General features: G+C 51.7%; 25 protein-coding genes. 12 read left to right on the top strand and 13 right to left on the bottom strand.

Annotation, left to right across the window (positions count from 1 at the left end; translation table 11 throughout):
• Positions 1 to 200 precede the first annotated feature (200 nt).
• Together ACMGG3_RS01510 and ACMGG3_RS01515 are read right to left on the bottom strand one after the other, a co-directional pair.
• A complete protein-coding gene (locus tag ACMGG3_RS01510) occupies positions 201 to 980 on the bottom strand; it encodes an SDR family oxidoreductase (RefSeq protein ID WP_047955189.1) in 780 nt (259 codons plus the stop codon).
• Entirely contained in the window at positions 980 to 1,306 is a 327-nt protein-coding gene (locus ACMGG3_RS01515) for a nuclear transport factor 2 family protein (RefSeq protein ID WP_032681485.1), read from the bottom strand. The genes ACMGG3_RS01510 and ACMGG3_RS01515 overlap by 1 nt, the downstream gene beginning before the upstream one ends.
• Positions 1,307 to 1,395: 89 nt before the next feature.
• On the opposite strand from ACMGG3_RS01515, the gene ACMGG3_RS01520 reads away from it, so the two are divergent.
• Positions 1,396 to 1,722 (top strand): winged helix-turn-helix transcriptional regulator, encoded by a 327-nt coding sequence (locus tag ACMGG3_RS01520; protein WP_032681484.1) that lies wholly within the window; start codon positions 1,396 to 1,398, stop codon positions 1,720 to 1,722.
• Positions 1,723 to 1,894: 172 nt separating this feature from the next.
• Here ACMGG3_RS01520 and ACMGG3_RS01525 read toward each other — a convergent pair whose 3' ends face one another.
• Positions 1,895 to 2,119, bottom strand: a complete 225-nt coding sequence (locus ACMGG3_RS01525) for a putative quinol monooxygenase (protein ID WP_395016154.1) — start codon at positions 2,117 to 2,119, stop codon at positions 1,895 to 1,897.
• Between the two features lie 280 nt (positions 2,120 to 2,399).
• Here ACMGG3_RS01525 and ACMGG3_RS01530 point away from each other — a divergent pair, with 280 nt between their 5' ends.
• On the top strand, positions 2,400 to 3,290 hold the full coding sequence (locus ACMGG3_RS01530; protein WP_395016152.1) for a restriction endonuclease: 891 nt from the start codon (positions 2,400 to 2,402) through the stop codon (positions 3,288 to 3,290).
• Positions 3,291 to 3,357: 67 nt separating this feature from the next.
• On the opposite strand, the gene ACMGG3_RS01535 is transcribed toward ACMGG3_RS01530, so the two are convergent.
• The 4 genes from ACMGG3_RS01535 to ACMGG3_RS01550 all read right to left on the bottom strand — a co-directional run bounded on the left by ACMGG3_RS01535 (position 3,358) and on the right by ACMGG3_RS01550 (position 8,677).
• Positions 3,358 to 4,254: a PhzF family phenazine biosynthesis protein gene (locus ACMGG3_RS01535; protein ID WP_406767288.1), complete on the bottom strand. Its 897-nt coding sequence runs from the start codon at positions 4,252 to 4,254 to the stop codon at positions 3,358 to 3,360.
• A 137-nt stretch (positions 4,255 to 4,391) separates the two neighbouring features.
• Positions 4,392 to 4,928 (bottom strand): GNAT family N-acetyltransferase, encoded by a 537-nt coding sequence (locus ACMGG3_RS01540; protein ID WP_414149519.1) that lies wholly within the window; start codon positions 4,926 to 4,928, stop codon positions 4,392 to 4,394.
• Between the two features lie 255 nt (positions 4,929 to 5,183).
• Positions 5,184 to 8,246, bottom strand: a complete 3,063-nt coding sequence (locus ACMGG3_RS01545) for an autotransporter domain-containing protein (RefSeq protein WP_414149520.1) — start codon at positions 8,244 to 8,246, stop codon at positions 5,184 to 5,186.
• A 116-nt stretch (positions 8,247 to 8,362) separates the two neighbouring features.
• Complete coding sequence (locus tag ACMGG3_RS01550) at positions 8,363 to 8,677, bottom strand: lipoprotein (RefSeq protein WP_014169014.1); 315 nt, start codon at positions 8,675 to 8,677, stop codon at positions 8,363 to 8,365.
• 175 nt (positions 8,678 to 8,852) lie between these two features.
• On the opposite strand from ACMGG3_RS01550, the gene ACMGG3_RS01555 reads away from it, so the two are divergent.
• The 3 genes from ACMGG3_RS01555 to ACMGG3_RS01565 all read left to right on the top strand — a co-directional run bounded on the left by ACMGG3_RS01555 (position 8,853) and on the right by ACMGG3_RS01565 (position 11,663).
• Positions 8,853 to 9,485 carry a LuxR C-terminal-related transcriptional regulator gene (locus tag ACMGG3_RS01555; RefSeq protein ID WP_040016872.1) on the top strand — a complete coding sequence of 211 codons (633 nt, stop codon included), beginning with the start codon at positions 8,853 to 8,855 and terminating at the stop codon, positions 9,483 to 9,485.
• Entirely contained in the window at positions 9,482 to 11,269 is a 1,788-nt protein-coding gene (locus ACMGG3_RS01560; protein WP_025204730.1) for a hybrid sensor histidine kinase/response regulator, read from the top strand. Before ACMGG3_RS01555 ends, ACMGG3_RS01560 begins: the two co-directional genes overlap by 4 nt.
• Before the next feature lie 76 nt (positions 11,270 to 11,345).
• Positions 11,346 to 11,663 carry a YebG family protein gene (locus tag ACMGG3_RS01565; protein WP_014169017.1) on the top strand — a complete coding sequence of 106 codons (318 nt, stop codon included), beginning with the start codon at positions 11,346 to 11,348 and terminating at the stop codon, positions 11,661 to 11,663.
• A 152-nt stretch (positions 11,664 to 11,815) separates the two neighbouring features.
• Here ACMGG3_RS01565 and ACMGG3_RS01570 read toward each other — a convergent pair whose 3' ends face one another.
• Complete coding sequence (locus ACMGG3_RS01570; protein ID WP_414149521.1) at positions 11,816 to 12,652, bottom strand: MipA/OmpV family protein; 837 nt, start codon at positions 12,650 to 12,652, stop codon at positions 11,816 to 11,818.
• Positions 12,653 to 12,857: 205 nt separating this feature from the next.
• On the opposite strand from ACMGG3_RS01570, the gene ACMGG3_RS01575 reads away from it, so the two are divergent.
• Together ACMGG3_RS01575 and ACMGG3_RS01580 are read left to right on the top strand one after the other, a co-directional pair.
• The gene (locus ACMGG3_RS01575; RefSeq protein WP_348573839.1) at positions 12,858 to 13,535 is read left to right on the top strand and encodes a response regulator transcription factor; all 678 of its coding nucleotides are present in this window, start codon (positions 12,858 to 12,860) and stop codon (positions 13,533 to 13,535) included.
• Complete coding sequence (locus ACMGG3_RS01580; protein WP_148576434.1) at positions 13,535 to 14,929, top strand: sensor histidine kinase; 1,395 nt, start codon at positions 13,535 to 13,537, stop codon at positions 14,927 to 14,929. Before ACMGG3_RS01575 ends, ACMGG3_RS01580 begins: the two co-directional genes overlap by 1 nt.
• Before the next feature lie 86 nt (positions 14,930 to 15,015).
• Here the strand turns inward: ACMGG3_RS01580 and ACMGG3_RS01585 are convergent, their stop codons facing one another.
• The 4 genes from ACMGG3_RS01585 to ACMGG3_RS01600 form a co-directional block, all read right to left on the bottom strand.
• Positions 15,016 to 15,798 carry an alpha/beta hydrolase gene (locus ACMGG3_RS01585; protein WP_348573838.1) on the bottom strand — a complete coding sequence of 261 codons (783 nt, stop codon included), beginning with the start codon at positions 15,796 to 15,798 and terminating at the stop codon, positions 15,016 to 15,018.
• Between the two features lie 99 nt (positions 15,799 to 15,897).
• Positions 15,898 to 16,281 (bottom strand): RidA family protein, encoded by a 384-nt coding sequence (locus tag ACMGG3_RS01590; RefSeq protein WP_020885066.1) that lies wholly within the window; start codon positions 16,279 to 16,281, stop codon positions 15,898 to 15,900.
• 107 nt (positions 16,282 to 16,388) lie between these two features.
• Entirely contained in the window at positions 16,389 to 17,846 is a 1,458-nt protein-coding gene (locus ACMGG3_RS01595; protein WP_414149522.1) for an MFS transporter, read from the bottom strand.
• A gap of 49 nt (positions 17,847 to 17,895) precedes the next feature.
• Positions 17,896 to 18,642, bottom strand: coding sequence for a glucose 1-dehydrogenase (locus ACMGG3_RS01600; protein ID WP_414149523.1), 747 nt, complete (start codon positions 18,640 to 18,642; stop codon positions 17,896 to 17,898).
• 114 nt (positions 18,643 to 18,756) lie between these two features.
• Between ACMGG3_RS01600 and ACMGG3_RS01605 the strand changes: the two genes are divergently transcribed.
• Entirely contained in the window at positions 18,757 to 19,626 is an 870-nt protein-coding gene (locus ACMGG3_RS01605; protein WP_047357073.1) for a LysR family transcriptional regulator, read from the top strand.
• 19 nt (positions 19,627 to 19,645) lie between these two features.
• On the opposite strand, the gene ACMGG3_RS01610 is transcribed toward ACMGG3_RS01605, so the two are convergent.
• The gene (locus ACMGG3_RS01610; RefSeq protein WP_020885062.1) at positions 19,646 to 20,554 is read right to left on the bottom strand and encodes a LysR family transcriptional regulator; all 909 of its coding nucleotides are present in this window, start codon (positions 20,552 to 20,554) and stop codon (positions 19,646 to 19,648) included.
• Positions 20,555 to 20,679: 125 nt separating this feature from the next.
• Between ACMGG3_RS01610 and ACMGG3_RS01615 the strand changes: the two genes are divergently transcribed.
• The 4 genes from ACMGG3_RS01615 (at position 20,680) to aroQ (ending at position 24,280) form a co-directional block, all read left to right on the top strand.
• On the top strand, positions 20,680 to 21,417 hold the full coding sequence (locus ACMGG3_RS01615) for an SDR family oxidoreductase (protein WP_414149524.1): 738 nt from the start codon (positions 20,680 to 20,682) through the stop codon (positions 21,415 to 21,417).
• 232 nt (positions 21,418 to 21,649) lie between these two features.
• Positions 21,650 to 22,564 carry a LysR family transcriptional regulator gene (locus tag ACMGG3_RS01620; RefSeq protein WP_414149525.1) on the top strand — a complete coding sequence of 305 codons (915 nt, stop codon included), beginning with the start codon at positions 21,650 to 21,652 and terminating at the stop codon, positions 22,562 to 22,564.
• 170 nt (positions 22,565 to 22,734) lie between these two features.
• Positions 22,735 to 23,382: an isochorismatase family protein gene (locus ACMGG3_RS01625; RefSeq protein ID WP_020885059.1), complete on the top strand. Its 648-nt coding sequence runs from the start codon at positions 22,735 to 22,737 to the stop codon at positions 23,380 to 23,382.
• 334 nt (positions 23,383 to 23,716) lie between these two features.
• Complete coding sequence (gene aroQ / locus ACMGG3_RS01630) at positions 23,717 to 24,280, top strand: gamma subclass chorismate mutase AroQ (protein WP_020885058.1); 564 nt, start codon at positions 23,717 to 23,719, stop codon at positions 24,278 to 24,280.
• The last annotated feature ends 69 nt before the right edge of the window (positions 24,281 to 24,349 follow it).

Below are 24,349 nucleotides of genomic sequence, written 5' to 3' on the forward strand. Positions count from 1 at the left end.
AGGGTCTATAAATTTAAAACTCCATAGGCCCTTTAAGCAAAAACGTGAAAGCATAAATGAATGTCCGTTTCTTGCTCGTAGCGGACCTCGCGGCTCTTATGTCGGTCCGCTTTGTGCCCTAAGCGGACGTTACGCCTGACCACTCGTTTGTCGTGAGGAAACGTTAAGGCTCAAAATAATGCACTGTTTCAGATATAAAATTATACCGTCGGGACAGTACCGCCATCGATCACATATTCCGTACCGGTAATAGTGGCAGCACAGGATGACGCAAGGAAGACGATAAGGTTCGCCACTTCGATGGGCTTTGAGGGACGGCCCAGCGGAATTCCACCGAGTGCATTCATGATGATCTGCTTACCGCCCTCGTAGTCCGTTCCAGCCTGCTGAGCAAGTCGTTCCGCCATCGCTACCGATGCTTCGGTTTCTACCCAGCCAGGCGCCACACGCACCACCCGAATTCCCTTAGGGGACACCTCTTTCGACAGGCTTTTGCTGTACGCCGACAGTGCCGCTTTGGCCGCCGCATATCCGGTGGTCGATTCCGGTAACGGCAGTTCACGCTGAATAGAGGTGACGTGGATGATCACCCCATCCTGTTGCGCCAGCATCCCAGGCAACAACGCGCGATCTAAGCGTACCGCAGGCAACAGATTAAGATTGAGCTCCTGTTGCCATTCCTCTTCCCCAAGGGCTGCAAACCCACCGCCGGGAGCGGTAGAACCGCCTGCTACGTGGATGATGATATCGACGCCGCCCAGGTGTTTCTGAACGGCGTCCACGACTAAATTACATCCCTGGATGGTGGTCAGATCCGCCGCCACGAAAGCGTCTGCGGTAGATTCTGCGGGCTCGTGACGCGCGGTGGTTAGCACCGTTGCCCCTTGCTGTTTTAAAAGGCGGACAACTGCTTTGCCGATCCCTTTGGTACCTGCGGTAACCAGAACACGTCTGCCCTGTAAATCAAGATCCATCAGCATCAGATTATCTCCAGAGTCGCAATCTTGTCGCCAGCGAGGCCGAAAGTATGTGTAAGCATCACGGGGCTGCCGGGAAAATTACCGACAACGTTCGAGGTGACTATTACCCGATCGCCTTGCGTGAGAACTTCAATGGGGTGAACGCTATAGTCGAACGCATCACGCGCCGCGCGTTGCCACGCTTCGATTGCCGCGTGCCCCCGATGGGTTTTACCTTCGTCGAACACGATGGCATTGAGGGTAAAACAGCGCTTAACGCTGGCAATATCGGCACCATTGCCGATCGCAAAATAGGTTGAAATAGCTTGCGGTAGAGATAATGACATGGCCCTTACTCCCGTTATTTACAGTACGGGAATTTTTAACATAGACTGTAAAATTGGCAAGTACGCACAAAAAAGTGAGCAACTGAATTATGAGTAAGTTATATAGCCCGGAATCTGCCGCAAGCGGCGTGGAACAAGTTCTGCGAATGCTGGAAGGTCGCTGGAAACTCATTATTCTGTTTCATCTTTTCGACGGAAAGGTGCAACGCTATTCTGATTTTGAAAAACTGATCCCCGAAATTTCGCAGAAGATGCTGGCACAACAGCTGCGGCAGCTGGAGGCCGACGGTATTGTGTCACGTAGGGTGTATCCTCAGGTTCCACCGAAAGTCGAATATCGGCTCACTGAGTGGGGGCAGGCGCTGTGTCCGGCTCTCGATGCGATGCTGAAATGGGCAGAAAAACGCGAGGTCTAGGGGCTCGGGTACATTTTTGTTTATGGTCGAAAATTGTTGATGTTCATTCCTTGCTGATAGCAGACCTTGCGGCTCTTATTTCGGTCCGCTTTTTGGCAGGTGCGAACTTTATCTCTATGGATCCACCTTACCATCCATCAGAATGTACTGCGCTACTTTACGCGCGTATTGATCAAAACCGAGTGAAATGCTCCTTGGTGTATTGCGCGTCAAGTGCTACCAGGTCAGGCCAATCTTCAATGAAAATAAAAAGCCTTTGATCCTTTCCATACCTGTATAAACCACAAACAATACACAACGGTTCTTTCTTCGTTGCCGAGATGAGTTTGTGGTAAAAAAGAAGAAGGATACCGACATACTCGGATTTAATAAAATCTTTAATAATTACCTTTAGCATGTGAACTCCTTCATTAAAAAATGGTACAAAACTTATCTACAGATAATGCCAGCTTGAAGAGCTGGTCAAGAAGCCATTGCGTTGAACTCTGCACTATATTTCTTCTTATCATAGGATACATGTATTGTTCTGAGGTGAGCATATCACCTCCATTACTCCGAAGTATCTGAAACTTAAATAGTGTATGGATACTGTTACATTTATCATAATTAGCAAATCGAATACCAATACAGTAGAATAGGAATTCTATTAGAATAATTTTGTTAGTTAGGTGATGAAAATGTTCAAAACATGGAATGATTTAGAAAGTTATACTCAGTACGTTTATTCTACCTTGCTTAATCCAAGAGATAATGGGGTAGAAGTTAGTCGTAACGTTAAACTCAAAGGATTAAAAGGTGAATATCAAATAGATGTTTTTTATCAATTTGAAAATGCAGGCGTCATACATCGCGTAGCGATAGAGTGCAAATATCATAATCGTCCTCTTGATCGTGATACTATTATGCCTTTTTGTAACAAAGTTACTGATATTGGGAACATTATCGGGGTTATAGTCAGTAAGTCTGGTTACCAGAGTGGCGCAAAAGAATATGCAGAAAAGCATGGTATTACTTTACTAACAACTGAGGATTTACCAAAATTCAATATATTGGTTGCTGATTATTTAATAAACTCAGCTTTACCTACAAAAGATTGGATTGGAGAACCTTTCTGGATTTTGATGGAAAGAGAGGAAGATAATGTTTCAGGTTCATACTTTAAATTTGCACAAAAACATAACGGAAGATATGTGATACCTTTATTTTTTTCAAAACGTGAAGCTATCGATTTTCTAAACGAATCTGAGCTGGCGACGGTTTTTGCAATACGCGGTGTTCCACAGCATTATTTGAAAAGATTTATTGGAATGACAGAACGTTTAAATCCTTTATTTTTCTTGATGCTTCCTGCGTTGACGGAAGAACAAGCAAAGGGGTTTTTAATTGAATCTGCTGAATTAAAGGAAAGATATCTTTTATCAGAAATATTACCCGGGGAGTATAAGGAATTTTACGTTGAAAGGAAGTCACGATTCAAGAATGAACTTACTCTTTTTAAAATATTAAAAACAATGAAAGGTAAAATTGGCGCCGAATTGGCGGAGAAAATTTTAAAAAGAAAAATATAGATAATAAAAAACAATAAATGCATGATTTTGCAGGAATCTGACATCCGCACCTCATTCACCGCGGCCGTCAGGGCAATGTAAATGAACCTTCCATGACAATAACGCTTTTTCCTCCTACCCGAACTGACGGGATTTCTGCAGTGCCGTCATAGCCTGAAAATAATATGCTGGCGCGCCCCATATCAACGCCCTGGCTTACGCGAAGAGAGAGCTCTTTTTTATTGCGAAGCTGGGCCAGCAGGGCTGTTACTGCGCCAGTCGCGCTGCCTGTTGCCGGATCTTCGGTCATGCGTGGCGTAAACATCCGGGCCTGTAAATCACACGGGTCTTCAGGATCCGTTTCCAGCGTATAGGCGTAAATGGACACCGCACCGTCGAGGGGCAAAATAGCCCGGAAACCCTGCAAATTGGGTACGCAACAGCGAAGCGCATTTCGGGTCGCGAGTTCGACAATCAAAAAAGGCAGGCCAACAGAGGCGACGACAGGCATATGCATTTCAGTGCGTATATCACTGGCTTCAAGAGAGAGGCAGGCCGCCACGTTTTCTGGACTGACTTCTGAATGGCAGGATAAAGGTTGCGGAACAAGAAGCTCTGCACCCGTGACCTTTGCATTTTCTCTGATAATCCTGACAGGTACCCGCCCGGCGGCTTCTTCGAATATCAGCGTTTCAGGTAGCGATTCGCCATTCAGTTCAGCCTGATACGCCAGGACAAAAGCAGTCCCAATATTGGGATGACCAGCGAAAGGTATTTCACGCGTCGGGGTAAAAATCCGTACCCAAGCCGTATGTGATGGTTCTTCAGGAGGTAAAACAAACGTCGTTTCACTGTAGCCAAATTCTAACGCGAGCAGCTGCATTTGCTCAGTGGTCAATCCCTCGGCATCCAGAACGACAGCTACCGGATTACCGCAAAACGGTTTATCAGTAAACACATCTGCAATCACATAACGTCTTCTCACCAGGACCTCAACTTCCATGCCTTAAAATGAATTTATACTCACCGAGTTTGTCGTTTTAATATACGCTCACGTGAAAACATAACCCACTGGCATTTAACTGTATGCGTTTTTTTCACCTTAACGACGGAAGGTGATGTTTACCTGGTTTTGTTCATCCACTCCGTTAAGGTGAGTGAATACAAAAGGCTCGGCGGTGCGTCTTTAATATCATGTATATCTCTGACATATCTCAGTCCCGTTTTTTCAAGAACGTTCTGTGACGCCAGATGGTTAGCTCTGACAACGGCTGAGATCTCGGTGAGTTTCCTATCATCAAAACCATACCTTACCGCGCGTGTAGCAAATTCTGTCGCCAGGCCTTTTCCCCAGGCATCTGTCGATAACCGATACCCAAGATTGTTAATCACACTATCGCCATAGCAACGGATGCTCAGACCACCAAATCCGATGATTTTTTCAGGGGATTCGAGAAGCGATATGGCGAAGCTACCAAAGCTGTGAGTTTGCCAGTGGGCGAGCCAGCGATTGAGAACTGTTTTTGCATGATCAATATCCGGATAGGGGCCTGCGGGGTTAAACGTGTTCGTCGCCGGATCACCATAAATTCTGAAAAGATCGGCTACGTCTGATGCCATTACCGGGCGCATGCACAATCGAGTTGTTTCAATTCGCAAACAGACCTCCTGATATGTGTTGACGGGAATATGTCTTTCATTAATTGATGCTCTCTGATTTAAGCATATATGTGTTTTGACGTAATTCGACAGAGCCGATTGTGTGCTGTCGTGGCGAAACGCTCACGACGAATACCCTGGTGTGTTAACCGATGGGAACAGGTCAGCCTCACCAGATATCAGTTTGCGATGGACAGAAAACGGACAAAAAAAGACCCGCAGTACGCGGGTCTGTATAAATGCTGAAAAGGGTAATCAGAACGACCAGCGCAGGTTAGCGTTGACCGAATTGATGCGGGTGTCTTGACCGAGTTGCCCCTGATAACCGACATCCAGCGTCGCAGCGCGCGACAGCTGTACGCTGACGCCGATATCGCCCACCATCACGTCCTCATCAACGGCCTGGCCCTGGGTGATGAACGCGTCACTGCCGGCAAATGCCATCCGCGATGAGGTGTTTTTATCCCCGTAGGCGTGCTGCCAGCCCAACGAACCATACAGGTTAACGTTTTTCGGCAGTTCGGTGACGCCGCGCATCCCGAGCGTGGAGTAGAAGGTGTTCATCGTTTCATTACGCACGCTCAGCGCGGCGGCACCGCCATCTTCCCTGAAACTGTCGGTATGCAGTCGAATCCAGGACAGGTTGATAAACGGTTCAACATTCATCGCCGGCTGGCCAAAACGGTAGCCCGCCTCGGTAAACGCCAGCAGCGAGTTGGCGTCATAATCTGACTTCAGGCGGTCCGAGAAACCACTGAAATCAACGTTGCGCTCGCCTTCAATCTTGTGCCAGGTGTAACCCAGCGCGCCGCGCAGTGAGAACGCATTCTGTTGCCCTGCGGCATACAGGCCAAGGTGATAGTTGTCGGTATCCGTGGATGAACGACGGCTATCGACGTCGTAATCACCACGGCTATAGCCGAAGTACCCCCCGACACGTACGTTATGGTCAGCCAACGTGCGATCCGCGCCCAGCAGGAAGCCGGTGGTGTTGCCGTCCAGCTTGCCTGCGTTACCGTTGCCGCTCGTTCTGCTCCAGGAACTGAAGGTCTGGCCCCATACGCCGTTATTTTGTTGCTCCGGCTGTTGTACCAGCGACATCGCTAACGGCGGTATCGGCAGACTGTCATTATCGAACGCGCGCTGCATGCGCTGGTTCAGTACGTTGAACAGCTGAGTGCTGCCGGCGATCAGGTTAGACTGTACCGACGGGTAAACTTCACCTGACAGCTGGTTGAACGCCTCGCGCGCTTGCGGTGCGCTGAGTACCAGCAGAGAGTTATACAGCGCCAGGGAAGGGCCGTTTTGTGTCAGCGTGGAAAGCGCGCCGGCGGTATTCCACTGGTTGCTGGTGTTGGCTACCGTCTGGAAAATACCCGGCTTACCGCTTCCTGGATTTTCTCCACCTGGATTCTCGCCGCCTGGGTTTTCACCACCCGGATTTTCACCCCCTGGGTTCTCGCCGCCTGGATTCTCACCACCCGGATTTTCACCCCCTGGGTTCTCACCGCCCGGATTCTCACCACCCGGGTTTTCGCCCCCAGGATTCTCTCCGCCGGTCTCTTTCTGCGCGATGGTGAGATCGACAGCGTCGGTGCTCTGTTTCAGTGCCACGTCCAGGAAGGCGGATTTGGAGATGGCCCCGGCGAACTGGCCGTCAATTCCCCCCTCGGAGGTTAGAATGCGATAGCTTTGGCCCGTTTTGTAGCTGGTCTGCGGATCCAGCGCGGTAACCTGTACTTTAGCCTGATCGCTGATGGTCGTTTTGCCAGACACCAGTAACTGATCGCTGCGGCCGTCACCGGCGATATCAACGTCATAGAACGATTCACCCACAAAGTTCAGGTAGCGTTTCAGCGTCAGCGTGCCGATAGTACCATCACCGGGCGAGATATGGCCGCCGGAGAGGATCTCTGTCTGGCCCAGCGTGCCGTCACCGCCCAGCGTGCCGCCGGCTTTGATCGATGCGGCGCTGCTGTAACCTTGTCCGTTACTGACCTCCGATCCCGCCGTCGCGTTGAGGATCAGCGTGCCGCCGTTCTCGGCGCTAAGCGTCTGCACATCAAAAATATCGTCTTCGGGTTGGGTGTTGATATTGCTGGCAATAATGACTTTTCCACCGCGCGCGGTCACGTTCGCCTTGAGCCCTGAAAGATCACCGTTCAGCGTGGTCTGGCCGGAGGTATTGATCACTTCACCTTCGCCGCTCATCTTGTTGCTGAAAACGTAATTTCCGTCGGTATGGTTGAAGTAGACATAGCTGCCGAATAACCCACCCCGAAGGCTGATTGCCGTCTTCGCATCAAGAGTGCCCGCGCCGCCCGCCGCGCCGAGGGTCGGCTCCGTTAAACCGGTGCCGGAGTCCATATTGCCGCGGCTGCCGATTATCAGCGCGCCCCGGTTCGAGCCGGAACCCGTCATCCCCACTACCAGCTCGTTACTGCCTGCGGAAAATGCACCGCCGTCCATGACCGACAGTACGCCATTGCCGTAATCGCCAACGCTAACGCTGCTGGCACTGGTAAAACGCGAGCCCTCGCCCGCGATAACCAGCTCGGCGGTTTTACGCGCGCCAGAGACGCCCGCCACCTGAATGTTGCCCACGTTAACCGCTCCGCCGTTGAGCACGTCCAGATCGCCATAAAGCGTGAGCGTACGGCCAACATTCCATTGCGAACCGGATCCCGTGACAGTAGCTTTCGGGCTCAGCTTGTCGGTTTCATCTGGGCCGGAACCATTGCCGATACGGGCATCGTAGGTGGTGTTGAGCGTCGCACCGTTTTCAATCGCCAGCGTGGAGCGGGCACCCAGGTCAGTGCCAACGCTGAGAAAATTACTCACTACGCGTGAACCGGCGCCCGTAGCGATTAGGTGGCTGTCGTAGCCACGGGTGGTACCGACCACGATCTCCTTCGCGCTGGCCAGCGCACCGTCTTCGACTCGCAGGGTGCCCAGGCCAAGATTCAGGCCACCACGCAGAATGTACTGATCGTTAACCGCGTTCAGCTCAGCATTTGGTCCGCGGACCGTGACCGCGCTTTCATAAATTTGTCCGTTGAACAGTCGACCGATATTGATGTTATAGGCAGTGATTTTGCCATTATCGATCAGCAGGTTCCCACGTTGGTTACGGCCGACGTAAACATCGCCGGTGTAACCTAAAGATTCGGTAACACGCGCATCGCCGTCAAAAATGGCATCCGCTGCGCGAGCGAAATCGGCAGGGGAGAGCATCAACAGCGGTGCGGAAAATAGAGCGAGGTAAAGTCTGGAAAGCGGTGTCTTAACCGCTAAAGAATGCGATGTAGAGTTATTCACGGGCTATCTCCGTACTCATTAGCATGATGTCTGGAAAATCGTTTTTATATGAAACTCAAATGTGTCGGGAAATTTAAAAGGCGTTATTATTTGTACGCCTTTTGGTATTGAGGAAATTATTTATGCGTGACAACCGGCGTACAGGTCGGCGCGCTTAGCGTCGGCGCAGATCCTAAAATTCCAGGCATCATCATTGATGAGCAATCGAAAATTCGCCCTTTTTCTGTCGTGGCGCGATAAGAAAGTTTTTGGCCGCCCAACGCATCCGGCTGGGCACCATTCACGTTGGTCACCGTTATTTCGTCCGACGAGCCCAGCCCCAGCATTTTAGCGGTTTCCGCCTGCAGCAATGGAATAGCCTGATCGGTTTTCAGGGTGGAACAACCGGCTAGCATCAACGTAACGGTTAAAGCGATTAGTGGTCTTTTCATAAATTATCCTTTATATCCAACCAGTTAAAATCACTGATTGTATTTATGTTTTCTATTACCCAAATCAGCGGGTAATATATTTCTCTTTCCTAATTGAAAAAACCCTCCTAAAGTAGGGTGGGTCGATAATAATTCATCTGTACTCTCAGATACGCGAAGGTGAAAGGAGATTCCTTTGGGGCAGAATTATGCGTTGGTCGTTGATGATCATCCATTGGTAGCAAGCGGCATCGCCAATTTTCTGATTACACATTGCCGGTTCAAACAGGCGTATGTCGTGACGAATGAAGAAGATTGCTACCGTCATATTAGGGAAAATGGCCCGCCACGTTTACTGGTAATCGATTTTTGGCTATCTTCCGGTACGGCGTTGAAATTACTCAAAGAAGTGAAACAACGTTACCCTCAGGTGCGCCTCCTGGTCGTCAGTGGGGATGAAAATAACGATATCTGGCAGAAAGTGCATACGGCCGGAGGACACGGTTTCGTATTGAAAAGCGAACCTCCTGAATTATTCTCACGGGCCGTTTTTGCCCTGGCGGATAATCTGACATGGTTTCCTTGTGCAAACGAATGTGCCGTTAAGACGAATAATGAGCAGTTAAGTAAATTTAACTTAACGCCGCGGCAAATTGATGTTTTGAATATGATTATGCGCGGCCTGCCAAATAAGAGAATTGCCGCCCAGCTTTCTATTTCTGAGCCCACGGTAAAAGAACACATCAGCAATATTCTGAAAAAGATAGGCGTTAACAGTCGGGTGGAAGCCATCACGCTACTGCATGGCAAACGGGAGCCGTCGGAATGAGGTTTTTCCAGGGTTCACAGAACGATGGCATCTCTCCCCCCGCGCAAATTCGCCTGCTGAATAATACGTTTCTGCGGCTGGTATTCAGCTTTAGCGCTGTGCCTTTTGTCGGCATTCCTTTCGCTATCTGGATCCATTTGCTGGGGGACGATCTGGGTCCCACCATTACCTGGATAATAATTTACTTGCTCTGTGCTGTGGCGATCCGAATAGTGCATCGGCGCTATCAGCAAGAGGTTAAAGAAAATGATGATGAGGCCGTCCTGCGCCGCTGGCTTCCGCGCATTAATAAGGTGGCCTTTTTTCACGGGCTGGGGATTTCATCACTCTATTTAATTACCCCGCAGACGCAGAATTTTGACTTTTTCCTGCTCCTTAATATCAGCATTGCCGCTATTGTCGCTGCCAATGCGACGCATCTGACGCCGGTCATCAGCACCTTCACACGGTTTTTCTTTGCCTCCTGGGGGGTTCTGACTCTCGGTATCATCCTGCGACTGGATGACCTGATGTTCATCGTGCTGATGCTGAATCTGCTGTACGGCTTCGCAATCTACCGCCATGCGTTAACGTCCCACGCGTTCTTTATCCAGCAAGCACTGCTGGAAGAGCAAAGCTCACGCCTGGCGGAGCAGTTCCGGCAGGCCAAAGAAGAAGCGGAACAGGCGTTGCTCGATAAAAATCAGTTCCTGACGACCGCCAGCCACGATCTGCGCCAGCCAGTGCATGCCATGGGCTTTTTGATCGAAGCCATTATCCACAGAAACCAGGACGACAGCCTGACGCCGCAGCTGCTTGACCTGCAACAGAGCGTTCGTTCGGTGCACCTGATGTTCAATTCCCTGCTCGATCTCAGCAAAATTGAATCTGGCAATGTAATGACCGCCCCTACACGCGTGGACATCGGCACGCTTCTCGACTCGGTGATCACCCTGTTTCGCGAAGAGGCCAACAGTCGCGCACTGCGGCTGCGAACCTGGCGGCCCAAACGTCGCCTCTTCGTGATGGGTGACCCGCTGCTGGTGCGTCAGTCCTTGATTAACCTGATACAAAATGCCCTTCGCTATACGCAACAGGGCGGTGTGCTGGTTGCGATCCGTCCGCGCGGTGTCGAGTGTCTGGTGGAAGTATGGGACACCGGGGTCGGGATCGCCGACGACGAAAAAAGCAAAATCTTCTCGCCTTACTACCGCCCCGAGCTGGCATGGAAGATCGACAGCGCAGGGCACGGGCTGGGCCTGGCGGTGGTTGCCCGCTGTGCCAAGCTGATGAACGTGAAGTATGGAATGCACTCCATTGAAGGCAAAGGTTCGCGCTTCTGGATGCGCTTTACGCAATACACGGGTGACGTGAAAGCGGTGGATCCACTGCCCGCCGGTGACAACATCGCTACACCGGTACGCTATGCGCCACTGCATGGCTCCTGCCTGATCGTTGACGACGATCCGCTGGTGACGTCCGCCTGGGAAAGCCTGATGAGCCTCTGGGGGATTAACGTGCGCTGCGCGGCCTCGGCCGAAGACGCTTTTGCCATCATTGACGACGGTTTCACGCCATTTGCTGTACTGTGCGACCAGCGCCTGCGATCCGGCGAAAGCGGGTTCGACATCCTGAAAGCACTTTTCGAACGTCTGCCCGACATGAGCGGCGCGATGGTCAGCGGGGAGTTTAACTCGCCGGTTTTGCTGGAAGCGGAGCAGGAAGGCTACCTGGTGTTGCGTAAGCCGCTGGAGCCAGCCAAACTGCATGCGCTACTGACACAGTGGTCTGCGGGCTCGGGCTAAAACGAAAGTACAATTTGACTGCAACACAATTCTGGAAATGCTATACTGTATATAAATACAGTATGAGAGGTGCATAATGGCTGTTGAAACAAAATACGTTGTCGTACGAAAAGGTGAAGAGAAAATGACATTTGCCAGTAAAAAAGAGGCTGACGCTCACGACAAACTGCTCGACATGGCAGAAGCGTTCACCGACTGGCTGTTGCAAAGCGGCATGCAGATGGATGAAACGCAGGCTGAAAATCTTGGGCTGTATCTCGCCGAGCAGAAAGAGGCCGTGCAGCATATTCTGCGTACCAGCAAGCTTCCCGATCTCAATGCCGCCACTGCCACAGATAACCCAGAGCCAGATGCGGCTGGCAGTAAGAAAATCAGAGCCGTTAAAGCTGCCTGATCGCCAGAGTGCATCATTGATTCTGATGCCCCGAGTCAGGGGGGCATCAGGGCGTGTTGAGTGCCGCCCCGTTATCTGACAGGGGCGGAACGAAAACATATTATTGAGAGTTCAGAGCGAGAAGTCGTCGGGAAGCACTCATCCCATCACGATCAGAAGCTGTACGTCACTTTCAAACTTCCCGTGGGCGACGTTTTTCGTTGAACAATGGGGCTATTGCCTGCATCTCCCGTCAACTGCGTAATACCTGTTGCGACAGCTACGCTCCAGTCTGGGGTGAGCTTGTGGGTCCAGTCCACATTCAGCGAGTAAGCATAAATACCGGATCCAGCATCATGTTGGGAAAACCCCGATGCTGCTGACTGTGCAGCATTCACGCCGTAGTAAGTCTGCATGTATTTGCTGGATCCCCAACTGGTGGTCAGCGCCAGCGTCAGCGAATTTTTCGGTGATGTATAAAGCGGGCTGATAATCCCGAAATGCAGGGCCTCACCGTTGTTTCTTTCAGAAATCGGCACTTCAGCCTGCAATTGCACACTCAGCCAGTCGGTCACCTTATACCCCAGTCCGGGCACAATGATGGCCGAGCCTTTGACGTCACCCATACCCCGCAAGTCGTCACTGCCGGAGCTTATTGAATCGCTGTTCACGTCACGATCCTTGCGACCAGCGCGATAGCTCAGCGCAGCGTTGTAATCCAGTTTACCGACACTGTTACCGTAACCGATACCCCGAGTGGTGCTGATAAAGACGCCATTTGCCATGGAGTAATCAAGCACTAATGCTGTAGTGGCGCGGCTTTTATCCGAACCAGAATAGCGTGGCGCAATATCCACACCTCCCCCCAGGGTCAACACGTTACCCTGGTTCTGTTCTGCCGCCAGTGTCGGGGTGGTCAGAAACGCCAGAACGACTCCCGGCACTATTTTTTTCAGGCTGCGAGGCGGGAGCAAAGGAGGAAACTGATGACGCAGTGCGATGTTTCTCATTAAAGAAGTCCTTGTGGATTCAAATGATGACGATACAAGCGGTTATTCACGCCAGTTTTCTCAGTTTGAATACGCACCCTAAGGTTCTTATGAGCCGAAAATGAAGAAACGCTGAAGCAAGTACCGCTGCAGTAAACCTGATAGATTTATCGAAACCGTTTTTTTCTTAAGACGTTCTTCATTCACTGTTGATACCGTTACCAATGTGAAAATTCTACTAATCGAAGACGACCTGGATCTGGGCAATGGCGTGCGGATCGCCCTTGCAGATCAATGGGTTGATGTCATATGGGTTCGCCGCAAAGAGGATGCGCTGCATCAGCTTGATGCCTGCGTGCCAGAACTGATATTGCTCGACCTGGGACTGCCCGATGGCGATGGCATGGGCCTGATGACCTGCTTGCGGCAACAGTTCAAGGGGATCCCTGTCATCATCCTGACTGCTCGAGGCACGCTACAGGATCGCCTGTGTGGGCTGGATGCCGGTGCAGACGATTACCTTGTTAAACCTTTTATTCTTGCCGAGTTGTTGGCCAGGGTAAGAGCGCTTGCGCGACGCAGTTACGGTTTTCAGAATGAGGCGATAGAAATCAGAGGGTTATCTCTTCATGTGCCAACGCGTCGCGTGACGGTGAGTGCCCGTCACGTGGAGTTGACGGCAAGTGAATACGCGCTGCTTGAAACGTTAATGTTGCGCGTTGACCGCGTGCTTACACGACGATTTCTGGAAGAAAGAATTTTCGGCACCAAAGAAAATCTGAGTAATGCTCTCGACGTGCATATGGGGAATTTGCGTCGAAAAATCGGGGACGGTTATGTGCGAACGGTGAGAGGGGTGGGGTATGTCATTGATACTGTACCGATCTACAAAGGCGGTGATTGATGCGAAATATCTGGCGCACCCTGAGACTCCCCACGCTCGTTCGGCGAATCATCATCGCCCAGATGCTGCTGCTGACCTTGCTGTGGTGTCTTTTTTTGACTTTTGTTTTGTGGGAGGACTTGCGTAGCCCCCCGATATTAACGGGCAGTAAGACCTACGAAACCCTTTTTACGCTGGTGGACAGTATGGACGATCGCCCCCAGGAACGCACCGATGTGCTGAACACGTTCAGTAAGGCGTTGCGGGAGGGATATGGCGGAGGTGAAGATCCTGAACTGTCAATCAGCCTCATTATTCGCAAACATAACGAGATAATTTATTCATCTGATGGCGCACCAACAGGGGTCGTAAACACCCAATTTGGGGAATTACAGCGCATTGAGAGTGAGGGGCGCACCTGGACCAGCCGTACGCTCAAATCCGGGAACTCCGATGTGGAGGTGACACTTGTGACGCCTGCCGGAGGCTGGAACTTCTTTATCTACCTGAACTCGCGTGGCTATTACATATTGCCGCTACTGGTGTGCATTCCTTTTCTTTTATTTCCCGCGTGGCTGTCAATTCGTATTGCAATGCGACCCTGGAGCAAGGTCGTAAATGAAATATCCTTGCGAACGCCAGACGATCTCTCTCCATTAAAAGCCATGCCAAAACACAGGGAGCTTCGCCAAATGGTGGACGCGATAAACGTGTTTCTTGCCAGGGTGCGCGAAAGCGCGGAAAGGGAACGGATTTTCATTGCTGATGCCGCTCACGAGCTGCGTACTCCTCTGGCTGCAATGCGAATCAACGTGGAGGCGCTGCAGTCGTATGTAAGCAATGAGACTCAACAGGAATTACTGGCGGGGATTATTCGCAGCAACAGCCGGGCCGCCCGACTCGTCAATCAATTGTTGCTGATGATGCACAGTGAAGCACGTATTGATACCGTTATGCAGCCAGTGCCGCTGACGACGCTCATTCAGGAGCGAATGGCTGCACTGGAACCGCTGGCTACGGAGCGCAGGATAGAGCTTGAATTCGTCTCTGATGATGAAGTCTGGATCACAGGCATCAGGGAGCGCCTGATGTCGCTGATTGACAATTTGATTGAGAACGCAGTCAAGTACAGCCCTGAGGGCGGACGGGTTGAAGTAGAGATACGATCGCGGGATAAAGCCACGCAGCTTCGTGTCTCAGATGCCGGGCCCGGTATTCGGCCTGAATTGAGGGAGCGTGTATTCGACCGATTTTTTCGCGACCCCAACCAGATGCAAAGCGGGAGTGGACTGGGACTTGCCATCGTCAACGCGGTTGCACAGCAACACAACAGCAGCGTAGGCCTGTGTACGTCTGCAGAAGGCGGGCTGCTGGTCACTGTCGATTTCCCAACTCCGATAGCCGAAAATGCGTAGCAGAGGCCAGAAGCAGACATCTAAGAAAAATGACCTGGCGTTTGATTCGCAGAGAATAGGGGGACTCTGTTTGCATCAACGTTATTTTAAAGGCCTGTTTTATCGAGCCATCTGGACACACGCTGGGCCAGTTCATCCGGTTTTTCCAGAGGAATAAGATGTCCACAACCGTCAACATAATCCACACAGGTTCCGGTTAGCCTGGCGAGTTCTTCTGCCTCCTCCGTTGAACGCAGCCGATCATGTTTCGCTGCAATAACGTAGGTCGGGCATAAAATGGGTCTTAACGTTATTCGCCCGCGGTTTAGCCCTGACTGAACTCTGAATACATCGGCTCCCAGCCTTTTTCCCATATTACGGATTTTCTCAATAATGGCCGTATTACTGGCGAGATCAGCATGAAGTGATTTTCTAATGGCCGTTGTGCTCAGCCCACTAAATTCTCTGGAGGAATTGATATTCGCTGCAGCAACACGGGTATTTATCTGTTCTGCCGAATCCTCTCTGAGAGACGTGGCAATGAGGATCATCGCCGCTGTCCGTTCCGGAAAAGCCTCATAAATAGCTCTGGCAACATAACCACCTAGCGAAAAGCCGGCCAGCACAAAACGCTCCGGTAGTTTCTGGACTATGTTAGCGGCTATGTCCTGGATTGTGGTTCCCTGGCTCAGGCTCGCAGGTATAAAGAGCCTGCGCTCGGGAAATGCGGTGATAAAATCGTCCCACAGTGTTTCATCAAGCATAAATCCCGGGATAAGTACCACAGGAAGGTTCTCTGCATTCATCGGCAAGTCCCATTTTCTGGCCGCAGTGCCATTGCCAGAGTTTCTGAATCTGTAAACATAGCCTATTGCAGTTGATGAAGACATTGTCGTCTCGTCGAGGTCTGCCGTTTGTTCGTAGCAGACCTTGCGGCGCTTAAGTCGATCCGGTTCGTGCCTGGGGTGATTTGGGGACACACGGCGGCACTACTTTTTAGCCACAATCCGCATTTCCACCAGCGCATTTTCTGGAATGAACGCTGATACGCCTATGGCAGTCCACGCCGGGTAGGGTGCCTTAACATATTCATCTTTCACCTTAGAAAAAACGTCTATATGTTTTTTAAGATCAATATGAAAAGTGGTCATCTCAAGAATATTTTCATACCCTAAGCCTGCGGCTTTCAAATAAACACCAAGCTTATAAAACGCATCATGGAATTGTTCTTCCGGATGCTGACTTATCGGTTTGTCCTTCCGTGCCGCGGTAACACCAGAGAGATACACCGTGCCATCTGCTTCGATGACAGGCGAGAAGTGCCAGTCATCGAAATAATGTTGGAATTCTTCAGGGACTATCGATTTTTTCATGATTTTTTCTCAGGTTGACGCATGAGTACCTGCTGCGGGTAAACGGCACGCTGGGGAGGAACATGAGCAAGGATGTCCACGCCTCAGCCAGTTGATTGTCTGTTACGTTACTTGATAGACGCGCCGCTCGCAGCAGAAAATAAACCGGAGGCCTGCCGGATAAGCCGGATGCTTAGCGCGGCACCCGTGGCCAGGCATATCGCCATCGCCAGAAGGGCGACGATAAAGGCATGCGTAATATTTGCGCCGCTTCTGCCGGTGTCCAGCATGCTGTAAAAAATGCCACCGATGACGGCGACGCTCAGCGCAGTGCTGATTTGGAGTGTCGAGCTGGTTACCCCGGCAATCATGCCTGAAAACGCCGGTGCAACGCGGCCTGTCACCATCCGGACCAGCGTCGGCATCGCCAGTCCCTGGCCGAGGCCGGTGATAAAAAGCAATACGGCGAGCGGCAGCATGGCCGGTGCGCTACCCGTCATGGTATGGGCAATCAACCCTGCCAGGCCTGCTAACCCCAACGTCTCGCATCCCATCCCGATTGCGCTCAGGTAATTGCCGACAAAACGTCTCAGATAAGGTGTTAGCAACGGACCGATCAGAAAACCCACGCCAAAAGGCAGAAAAAGCAGGCCCGCAGTCAGGGCGTTTAACTGCAACGCATCTTGTAGATAAACGGAGAACAAAAGAAAGAAGGCCCCGATAGAATAAAACAGCAAAACGATCGCCAGCCCCTGGCCCAGCCCCGGCGCGCGTAATACGACCGGATCAAGCAGAGGCGAACCGCCGTTCTGGCTAAGGCGACGCTCATAACGCCATAACAGCGACGCCAGCAGAGGGACAGCCAGAAATGACAGCCATGTCCACCAGGGCCATCCCGCTTCACGGCCTTCAATTAACGGCACAATCAGCGCACTCAACGTGGCGGTCGCCAGTAACATGCCGACCGGGTCCAGTCGTTGTGCGGATGGCGCACGCGTCTCTTTCAGCAGTGGCAGCCCGAAGAGAATGACCAGCAGCGCCACCGGCAAGTTAACGAGAAAAATAGCCCGCCATCCCAGGTGAAACAGATCCGCTGAGATCAGGATACCGCCCATTACCTGCCCGATAACCGAGGCCAGGCCAAATACAGCGCCATAGATACTCAACGCGAACGGTTTTTCCGCTTCCGGAAAAATGGCCTGTACGGAAGCCAATGCCTGAGGCGCCATAATCGCGGCCGTAGCACCCTGTAACACGCGTCCACTAATCAGTACCCATGGTGACCAGGCTAAACCGCACAGCAGCGATGCCACCGCAAAACCGATAAGCCCTATAAAAAACATCTTCCCACGACCATAAATATCACCCAGACGACCGCCGGTAATTAAGGTTACGGCATACACGGCTGCATAGGACGAAATGACCAGCTGTTCAGCAGAGGAAGAGGCGCTCAGCTCGTCCTGAATAGCAGGTAGCGCAACATTGACGATAAAAAAATCGAGCGGGGGCAAAAATGCGCCAACCAGCAGGATGACAAACATTGCCCAGCGACGCGGCTCGGCTTGCGGGAGGATAGGGGGCGACATGGAACACTCCACAGGTAACGGTTATGTGCAGAGATTGAGAGGCAGGGCGTTAGCGCATGCCACCAGAGGCAAGAATCACCTCACCGGAGATCCATCCCGCATCGTCTGATGCGAGAAATGAGACGATCGGCGCAACATCCTGCACCTGACCGATGCGGCCGAGTGGGGTCTGCTTTTCATTCCATGTCTGGAAGTCCGAGTTCATCGCGCCTGCACTATGACTGCCTTCCGTTTCGATAAGGCCAGGGTTGACAGCGTTGACGCGAATTCCCCGGGGGCCGAGTTCTCGTGACAGTACCCCGGTAATAGCATCGATCGCCCCTTTGGTGCCGCTGTAGATGGCACTCTCGGCGATAAAGACGCGGGTGACGAACGAACTGATGTTAATGATGCTGCTGCCTTTATTCAGATGCGGCGCAGCAGCGCCGGACATTAACAGCGGGCCCAGAACATTGATGTCGAATTGTCTGCGGTAGAGTGCCTCTGTGCTCTCTTCAATGCGGGCGAACTCATAAATGCCGGCGTTGTTCACCACAATGTCCAGCCGCCCGAAAATGTCGATGGCCGCGTTAACCAGCACCTCAACCTCAGCCTGACGGGTGACATCCGCCGCGACCGCTACCGCCTGCCCACCGGCAGCCTGTATATCGGCAACGACGTGATCAGCACTACTTTTGCCTGACGCGTAATTGACAATGACCTTCGCGCCGTCAGCCGCCAGTTGACGGGCAATCCCGGCTCCGATGCCTTTGGAACCACCGGTTACAATCGCCACTTTGTCTTTTAATTTGTACATGTCATTCATTTTCTGACTGGGGGGGTGAGGACGCTATAGTGATATCGACAAAGTTGTTTTGGAACTGCCACTTTTGTATATTCAATGTTCATTTTTGTACGGTGAGACACTGGCATGGAATGGGGCGACGTCCGGGTATTTCTTGCAGTTATGCGTAAGGGCTCTTTCGGCGAGGCGGCACGAAGCCTGGGTGTGAGCCATCCGACGATTGGTCGCCGGATAAAGGCGCTTGAGGAAGAGGCGCAGCAAGCGCTATTTCGCCGGACACAGGAGGGTCTGGTTTTGACCGACGCCGGCGACAGGGTGCTGAAGCTGGCAGAAGCGATGGAAAACTCCGCGCTGGCGATGGAGCGGCGTCTCGCCGGTAATCACGAACGTCTTGAAGGGATATTGCGGATCTCTTCAGCAGAGTGGTTTGCCAACTATGTTCTCGCACCGGTCCTGGAGGAACTGACGCGCCGCCATCCGGCGATTGTGCCGGAGCTTATCGCAAGCTACCGCTTACTTAACCTGTCGCGGCGTGATGCCGACATTGCGTTTCGCATCGTTCCCTTTACCGAACCGGATATTGTCCAGCGCCGCCTGATGCGCATCCCCTATGCGCTATATGGAACGCCGGAAATCGCCGATATCGCCCGACGTGATCCGGCCGCAGTGGGGCTTATTCTGATGAACACGGCACAATCCCACTTCTCTGACGTCGCCTGGCTGCTCGACAGGTTCCCCCAGTCACGACGTGTGTTCACCAGTACCAGCCGGGCCGTACAGGCACAGATGTGCCAGCGCGGAATGGGCATCGCCGTGTTACCGCGCCCGCTTGGTGATGCCATCACCGGCTTAGCGGCTATCAGCATGCCGGAGCCACCGCCGTCCAAAGATATATGGGTAGGGTATCACTCTGACCTCCGGCATATGGATCGCCTGCGGGTTATGCTGGATATCGCCGATGCGATGCTTGCCGATCCCGCGGCGCCGTCAACGTGAGCGACGGTTTACGCAGCCATTAAGCGTTCACCTCAAAGCGTTCCCGATAGAGAGAAACCAGCCAGTCTACAAAAATCCGGACACGGGGAGAAAGCTGTCGGTGCTGTGGATAGATAGCCGAAAGTTGCATGGCCGGGCTTTTCCAGTCGCTTAACACTTCCTGTAGCAGGCCATCCCGAAGGGCATCGTCCACATGATAACGTGGAAGCTGAACCAGCCCACATCCACGCAACGCGCAAATAACGTAATTTTCTGCGTCATTCACTGTCATCCAGCCTTTGGTCGGATAGCTTTTCTCTTTACCGTTAACAATGAGTTCCAGAGGATAGTTCTTACCCCGGCTGGTGGAAAAGAAATTGACGCTCTGGTGAGAAAGCAGATCGTCTGGAGTCATCGGTCGGCCGTGCTTACGAAGATAGTCCGGACTGGCGCAGATAACCTGAGGCATCTGGGCTAAAGGCCGGGCAATTAATGATGAATCAAAGAGCTTGCCCGCGCGTACGGCGCAGTCAACGCCTTCCCGAATCAGATCGACCAGACGATCCCCACTGCTGATAACCAGCCTGATGGCGGGATAGCGGGCGTGAAACTCGTCAATACGGGGCAGTACAATGCGGGTCGCATGGGCCCCGTGAAGATTCACGCGCAAAATCCCCTGTGGTCTTACGCCGGAATGACGCAGGGAAGACTCCGCATCGTCCAGTTCAGAAAGAATATGCACGCAGCGTTCATAAAATGCCTCGCCATCCAGCGAGGCCCGCACGTGTCTGGTCGTCCGCTCCAGCAGACGACACTCCAGGTTTTTCTCCAGGCTTTTTATTGCATTGCTGGCCGTCGCTCTGGGGATCCCTAGCTGGTCCGCGGCCTGACTGAAGCTTTGAAGCTCTACAATGCGGGTGAAGAGCAGCATGGTATCAAATTTATCCATTACGGATCCTGAAGGCGATTATTAACGATAATGGAATTATGTTATCAAATATCACCCATTTATCTCTCCCGCTAAAACATTAATATCTTCATTCAGACCCCCTTTCACTGAAACCGGAGAGAACGATGGACAAAGTTAATAAAACTGCCCTTGTTACGGGCGGTTCCCGTGGTATCGGCCGCGCCATTGCTGAGCGTCTCGCGCGGGACGGTTTTACCACTATCGTGAATTACGCAGGTAATGCCGAGGCGGCAGAGCAAACCGTGCAGAGCATCGTTGCTAAAGGTGGCCGTGCGACGGCGATTCAGGCTGATGTTGCCAGCGAAGCGGATGTCAGCCACTTGTTCCAGCAAGCGAAAGCGGTTACCGGCAGACTGGATGTGGTGGTGCACAGCGCGGGGATCATGCCAATGGCGAAGATTACCCCTGCCGGTCTTCACGATTTTGATCGTGTCATTCATACCAACCTGCGTGGCGCATTTCTGGTGCTGGCAAATGCTGCTGAAACCGTGAGTGAAGGCGGCAGAATCATTGCCCTTTCGACGAGCGTGATCGCCAAATCCTTCCCGGCTTATGGTCCCTATATCGCCTCAAAAGCAGGCGTGGAAGGGCTTGTACACGTGCTGGCAAACGAACTGCGGGGCAGAAATATCACCGTTAATGCCGTTGCTCCGGGCCCCACCGGGACTGAGCTCTTCTTTAACGATAAGAGCGAAGAGCAGGTTGCGGCCGTTGCAAAACTGGCCCCGCTCGAGCGCATCGGTACCCCAGAAGAGATCGCCAGCGCAGTAGCGATGATCGCAGGTCCGGACGGGAGCTGGATCAACTCGCAGGTTATTCGTGTAAACGGTGGCTTCGCCTAATCCCCCCGACAGGCGGATGCATACGCTTCCGGGGTAAATGAGCGATGAGGCCTGCACGGTCATGCCGCGCAGGCAATAGTCAATATCGTCAATACACCTGCGGGAAACGTCCCTTCCGGGTTGATATTGATCCGACTGATGAGAGTGCGGCGGTGGTCAATGCCATTGCCGAGCGCATCCGCCAGCAATTTTTACAGCTGGCCTGCCGATAAGATATTTGGATTTAAAGAGTATGAAGAAAATGACCTCCCAGAACTTTTCCTGGGATGATTTGAAAACCGTTATGGCTATAGGTGAGCACGGTAATCTGTCACGCGCCGCAGATGCTCTGGGCATCAATCATTCCACCTTGTTTCGTCGGTTGGGGGCCATTGAGACGTCGCTGGCATTAGCCCTCTTTCTGCGTCACCGCACCCACTACGTTCCGACAAAAGCCGGAACCGCGCTGATCGCCCTGGGACACCGCATTGAAGAGGATATCCACTATGTTCTACAGAACATTGAAGAGGATGAATGCGGTTTTTCGGGGGAGATAAGGGTCACCACGTCGGATGCCCTTTTGCAGGATTACCTTAACCCGCTGATCGCGTCATTTAGCCGGGTAAATCCCCACATTACCTTTCAGGTCTCGACAGGAAATGAATCCGTCAATTTGTTCGATGGCGGGGCGGATATCGCGTTTCGAGCCACCAGAGACATTCCGGAGCATCTTTCCGGCCGCAAGGTGGGATCGGCGTTCTGGGCAGTGTATGGTTTACGTGAACAATGGGAAAAAAAGCAAGTCAATGCTATGGCGCTCACGGAGCATCGCTGGGTCTCCTTCCATTACGCAATGTCTAAGTTAAACGCCTTTCTGTGGATTGAAAAAAATATTCCCGAGAAAAATATCACCTTTCGCGGCGACTCCGTTCTCAGTGTTGCGTCGGCTATCTCAAGCGGGATCGGGATCGGTTTGTTACCCTGCATGCATGGCAATCAGATAGATAAACTGGCTCAGATTAGCCCCATCGTGGAGGGACTGGGTGAAGACATTTGGCTGCTCGCGCATCCTGATGTAAGGAAATCAGCAAAAATAAGGGAATTTATGAATCACTGTTCCCACTATTTAGCAGAAAACAGAAAGAGAATATTCGGACAGACATGTTAATTCCTTTTTTCATATAAAATTCATTAATATTTCACAGCGTTCATTTTTGCAATAAGCCCTTTGCAAAAATGAACGGACAAAAGAATATTTCGTTTTGTATAGTTTTCCCGAGTTCACGAATCAGGTCCTTAATACACTGATAAATTTAAACAAACATCGCGGAAATTATTATGACGATTAAAGCAACACCTGCAGCGGCCAGAAATCTGTTAAGCCCGGAAAACCATGCGCTGATCCTGCTGGATCACCAGAGCCAGATGGCGTTCAATGTGAAAAATATTGATATCGGCCTGCTGAGACAAAATACCGCAGTCCTCGCGGAAACAGGTAAGGGGTTTAATATTCCGACCCTTGTTTCGACGATTTCACGCCATGATTTTGCGGGCCCGGTATTTCCTGAAGTTTCAGCGGTATTCCCGGATGACGCGTCGTATGTTAACCGATCCACCTCCAACGCATGGGAAGATGGTAATTTTGTTGATGCCGTCAACAAACTGGAGCGCGACCGCCTGGTGTTTGCAGGTCTGTGGACCTCGGTCTGTCTGAATGGTCCGGTTCAGTCTGCCATTGAGCAAGGTTTTGACGTCTATATCGTCACAGACGCCAGCGGTGACATGAGTGCAGAAGCTCATGAACGCGCTGTGCAACGCATGATTCAGGCTGGCGCAAAGCCGATTACTGCCCTGACTTACCTGCTTGAACTGCAACGTGACTGGGCACGTCATGAAACCTACGAACTGACCACTTCGATCAGCCAGAAACATGGCGGAGCGTTCGGTATTGGCATCCAGTATTGTGCAGATATGGTTCACGCCTAAGATAACTCGCCATACGATTTTTTTTGCTGGGGGAGTGGAATGACCGTATGGCCGGTATGCGGGCAGGATGCAATATTCCTGCCCGCATGTTTTTTCTGAGTTCTGTTCATCTTTCTTCATTCCCCCTCGCTCGCCGTTTCGGCAGCCTGTCTTACCCCGAATTTTTTTGAAAACCATTCCGAACAAACATGGCATCCAGCATTGAGTAAAAAATGAGTGATGAAATTGACACCAAACCTACCAACTGATAGGTTGGTTTTCGTTCGCTTTCCAGACAACCGGATCCGGGCCTGAGAACGTTATTTTTTTACCTATGCGATAAGTGAGATCGGTAATGGAGAAAAAGCATGAGTTAGCGGCAGGGCCATCCATTCAGGGAGATGGCATTGCGGAAACAACGACAGCGACCGAGGTTTTTTCCGGCCCTGGCATGAGTATCAACCTGCGTTTTTGCCTGATGAAAGAGGTTGCAGCGTATAAGGCGCAGCAGGGTCAGGCAATTGCTGACCCTGAACAGGAACGGGACGTGCTTGAAAGAGCCTTTGCTGTCGCCCACGCGTCAGGGCTGGAAAGAGAGAGCGTCAGGTCTTTCATTCAACTGCAGATGGACATTGCGAAGGCTATCCAGCATTTCCATTGTGCCGACTGGCTGATGGAAGAAGACACACCGAGGACACCGATGCCGCTCTCTGCGGTGAGAGCAAAAATTGCCCATGCCGATGAATCAACGCTTCGCAGTATCGCCCGGAAATTAAAAACGGAGGGCGGCTTTTCCGGGGCTGATAAAGCGGCATTCATGCGAGAAATTCAGCATGAAAAAATACGTGACAGAGATAAAGAGCGGCTCTGGGCTACAGTTAAAAAAATCCTGCTTCATTCATCCTGTGGCGCGTCTTAATGGGCGAGTTATCACGCCAGCAGCGAAAGACGTGCTTAATGTTTTCAGGAATACGTTCTCGCGTATTTG

It is taken from the genome of Enterobacter sp. BNK-18, assembly GCF_047456135.1.
Taxonomy (GTDB): domain Bacteria; phylum Pseudomonadota; class Gammaproteobacteria; order Enterobacterales; family Enterobacteriaceae; genus Enterobacter; species Enterobacter ludwigii.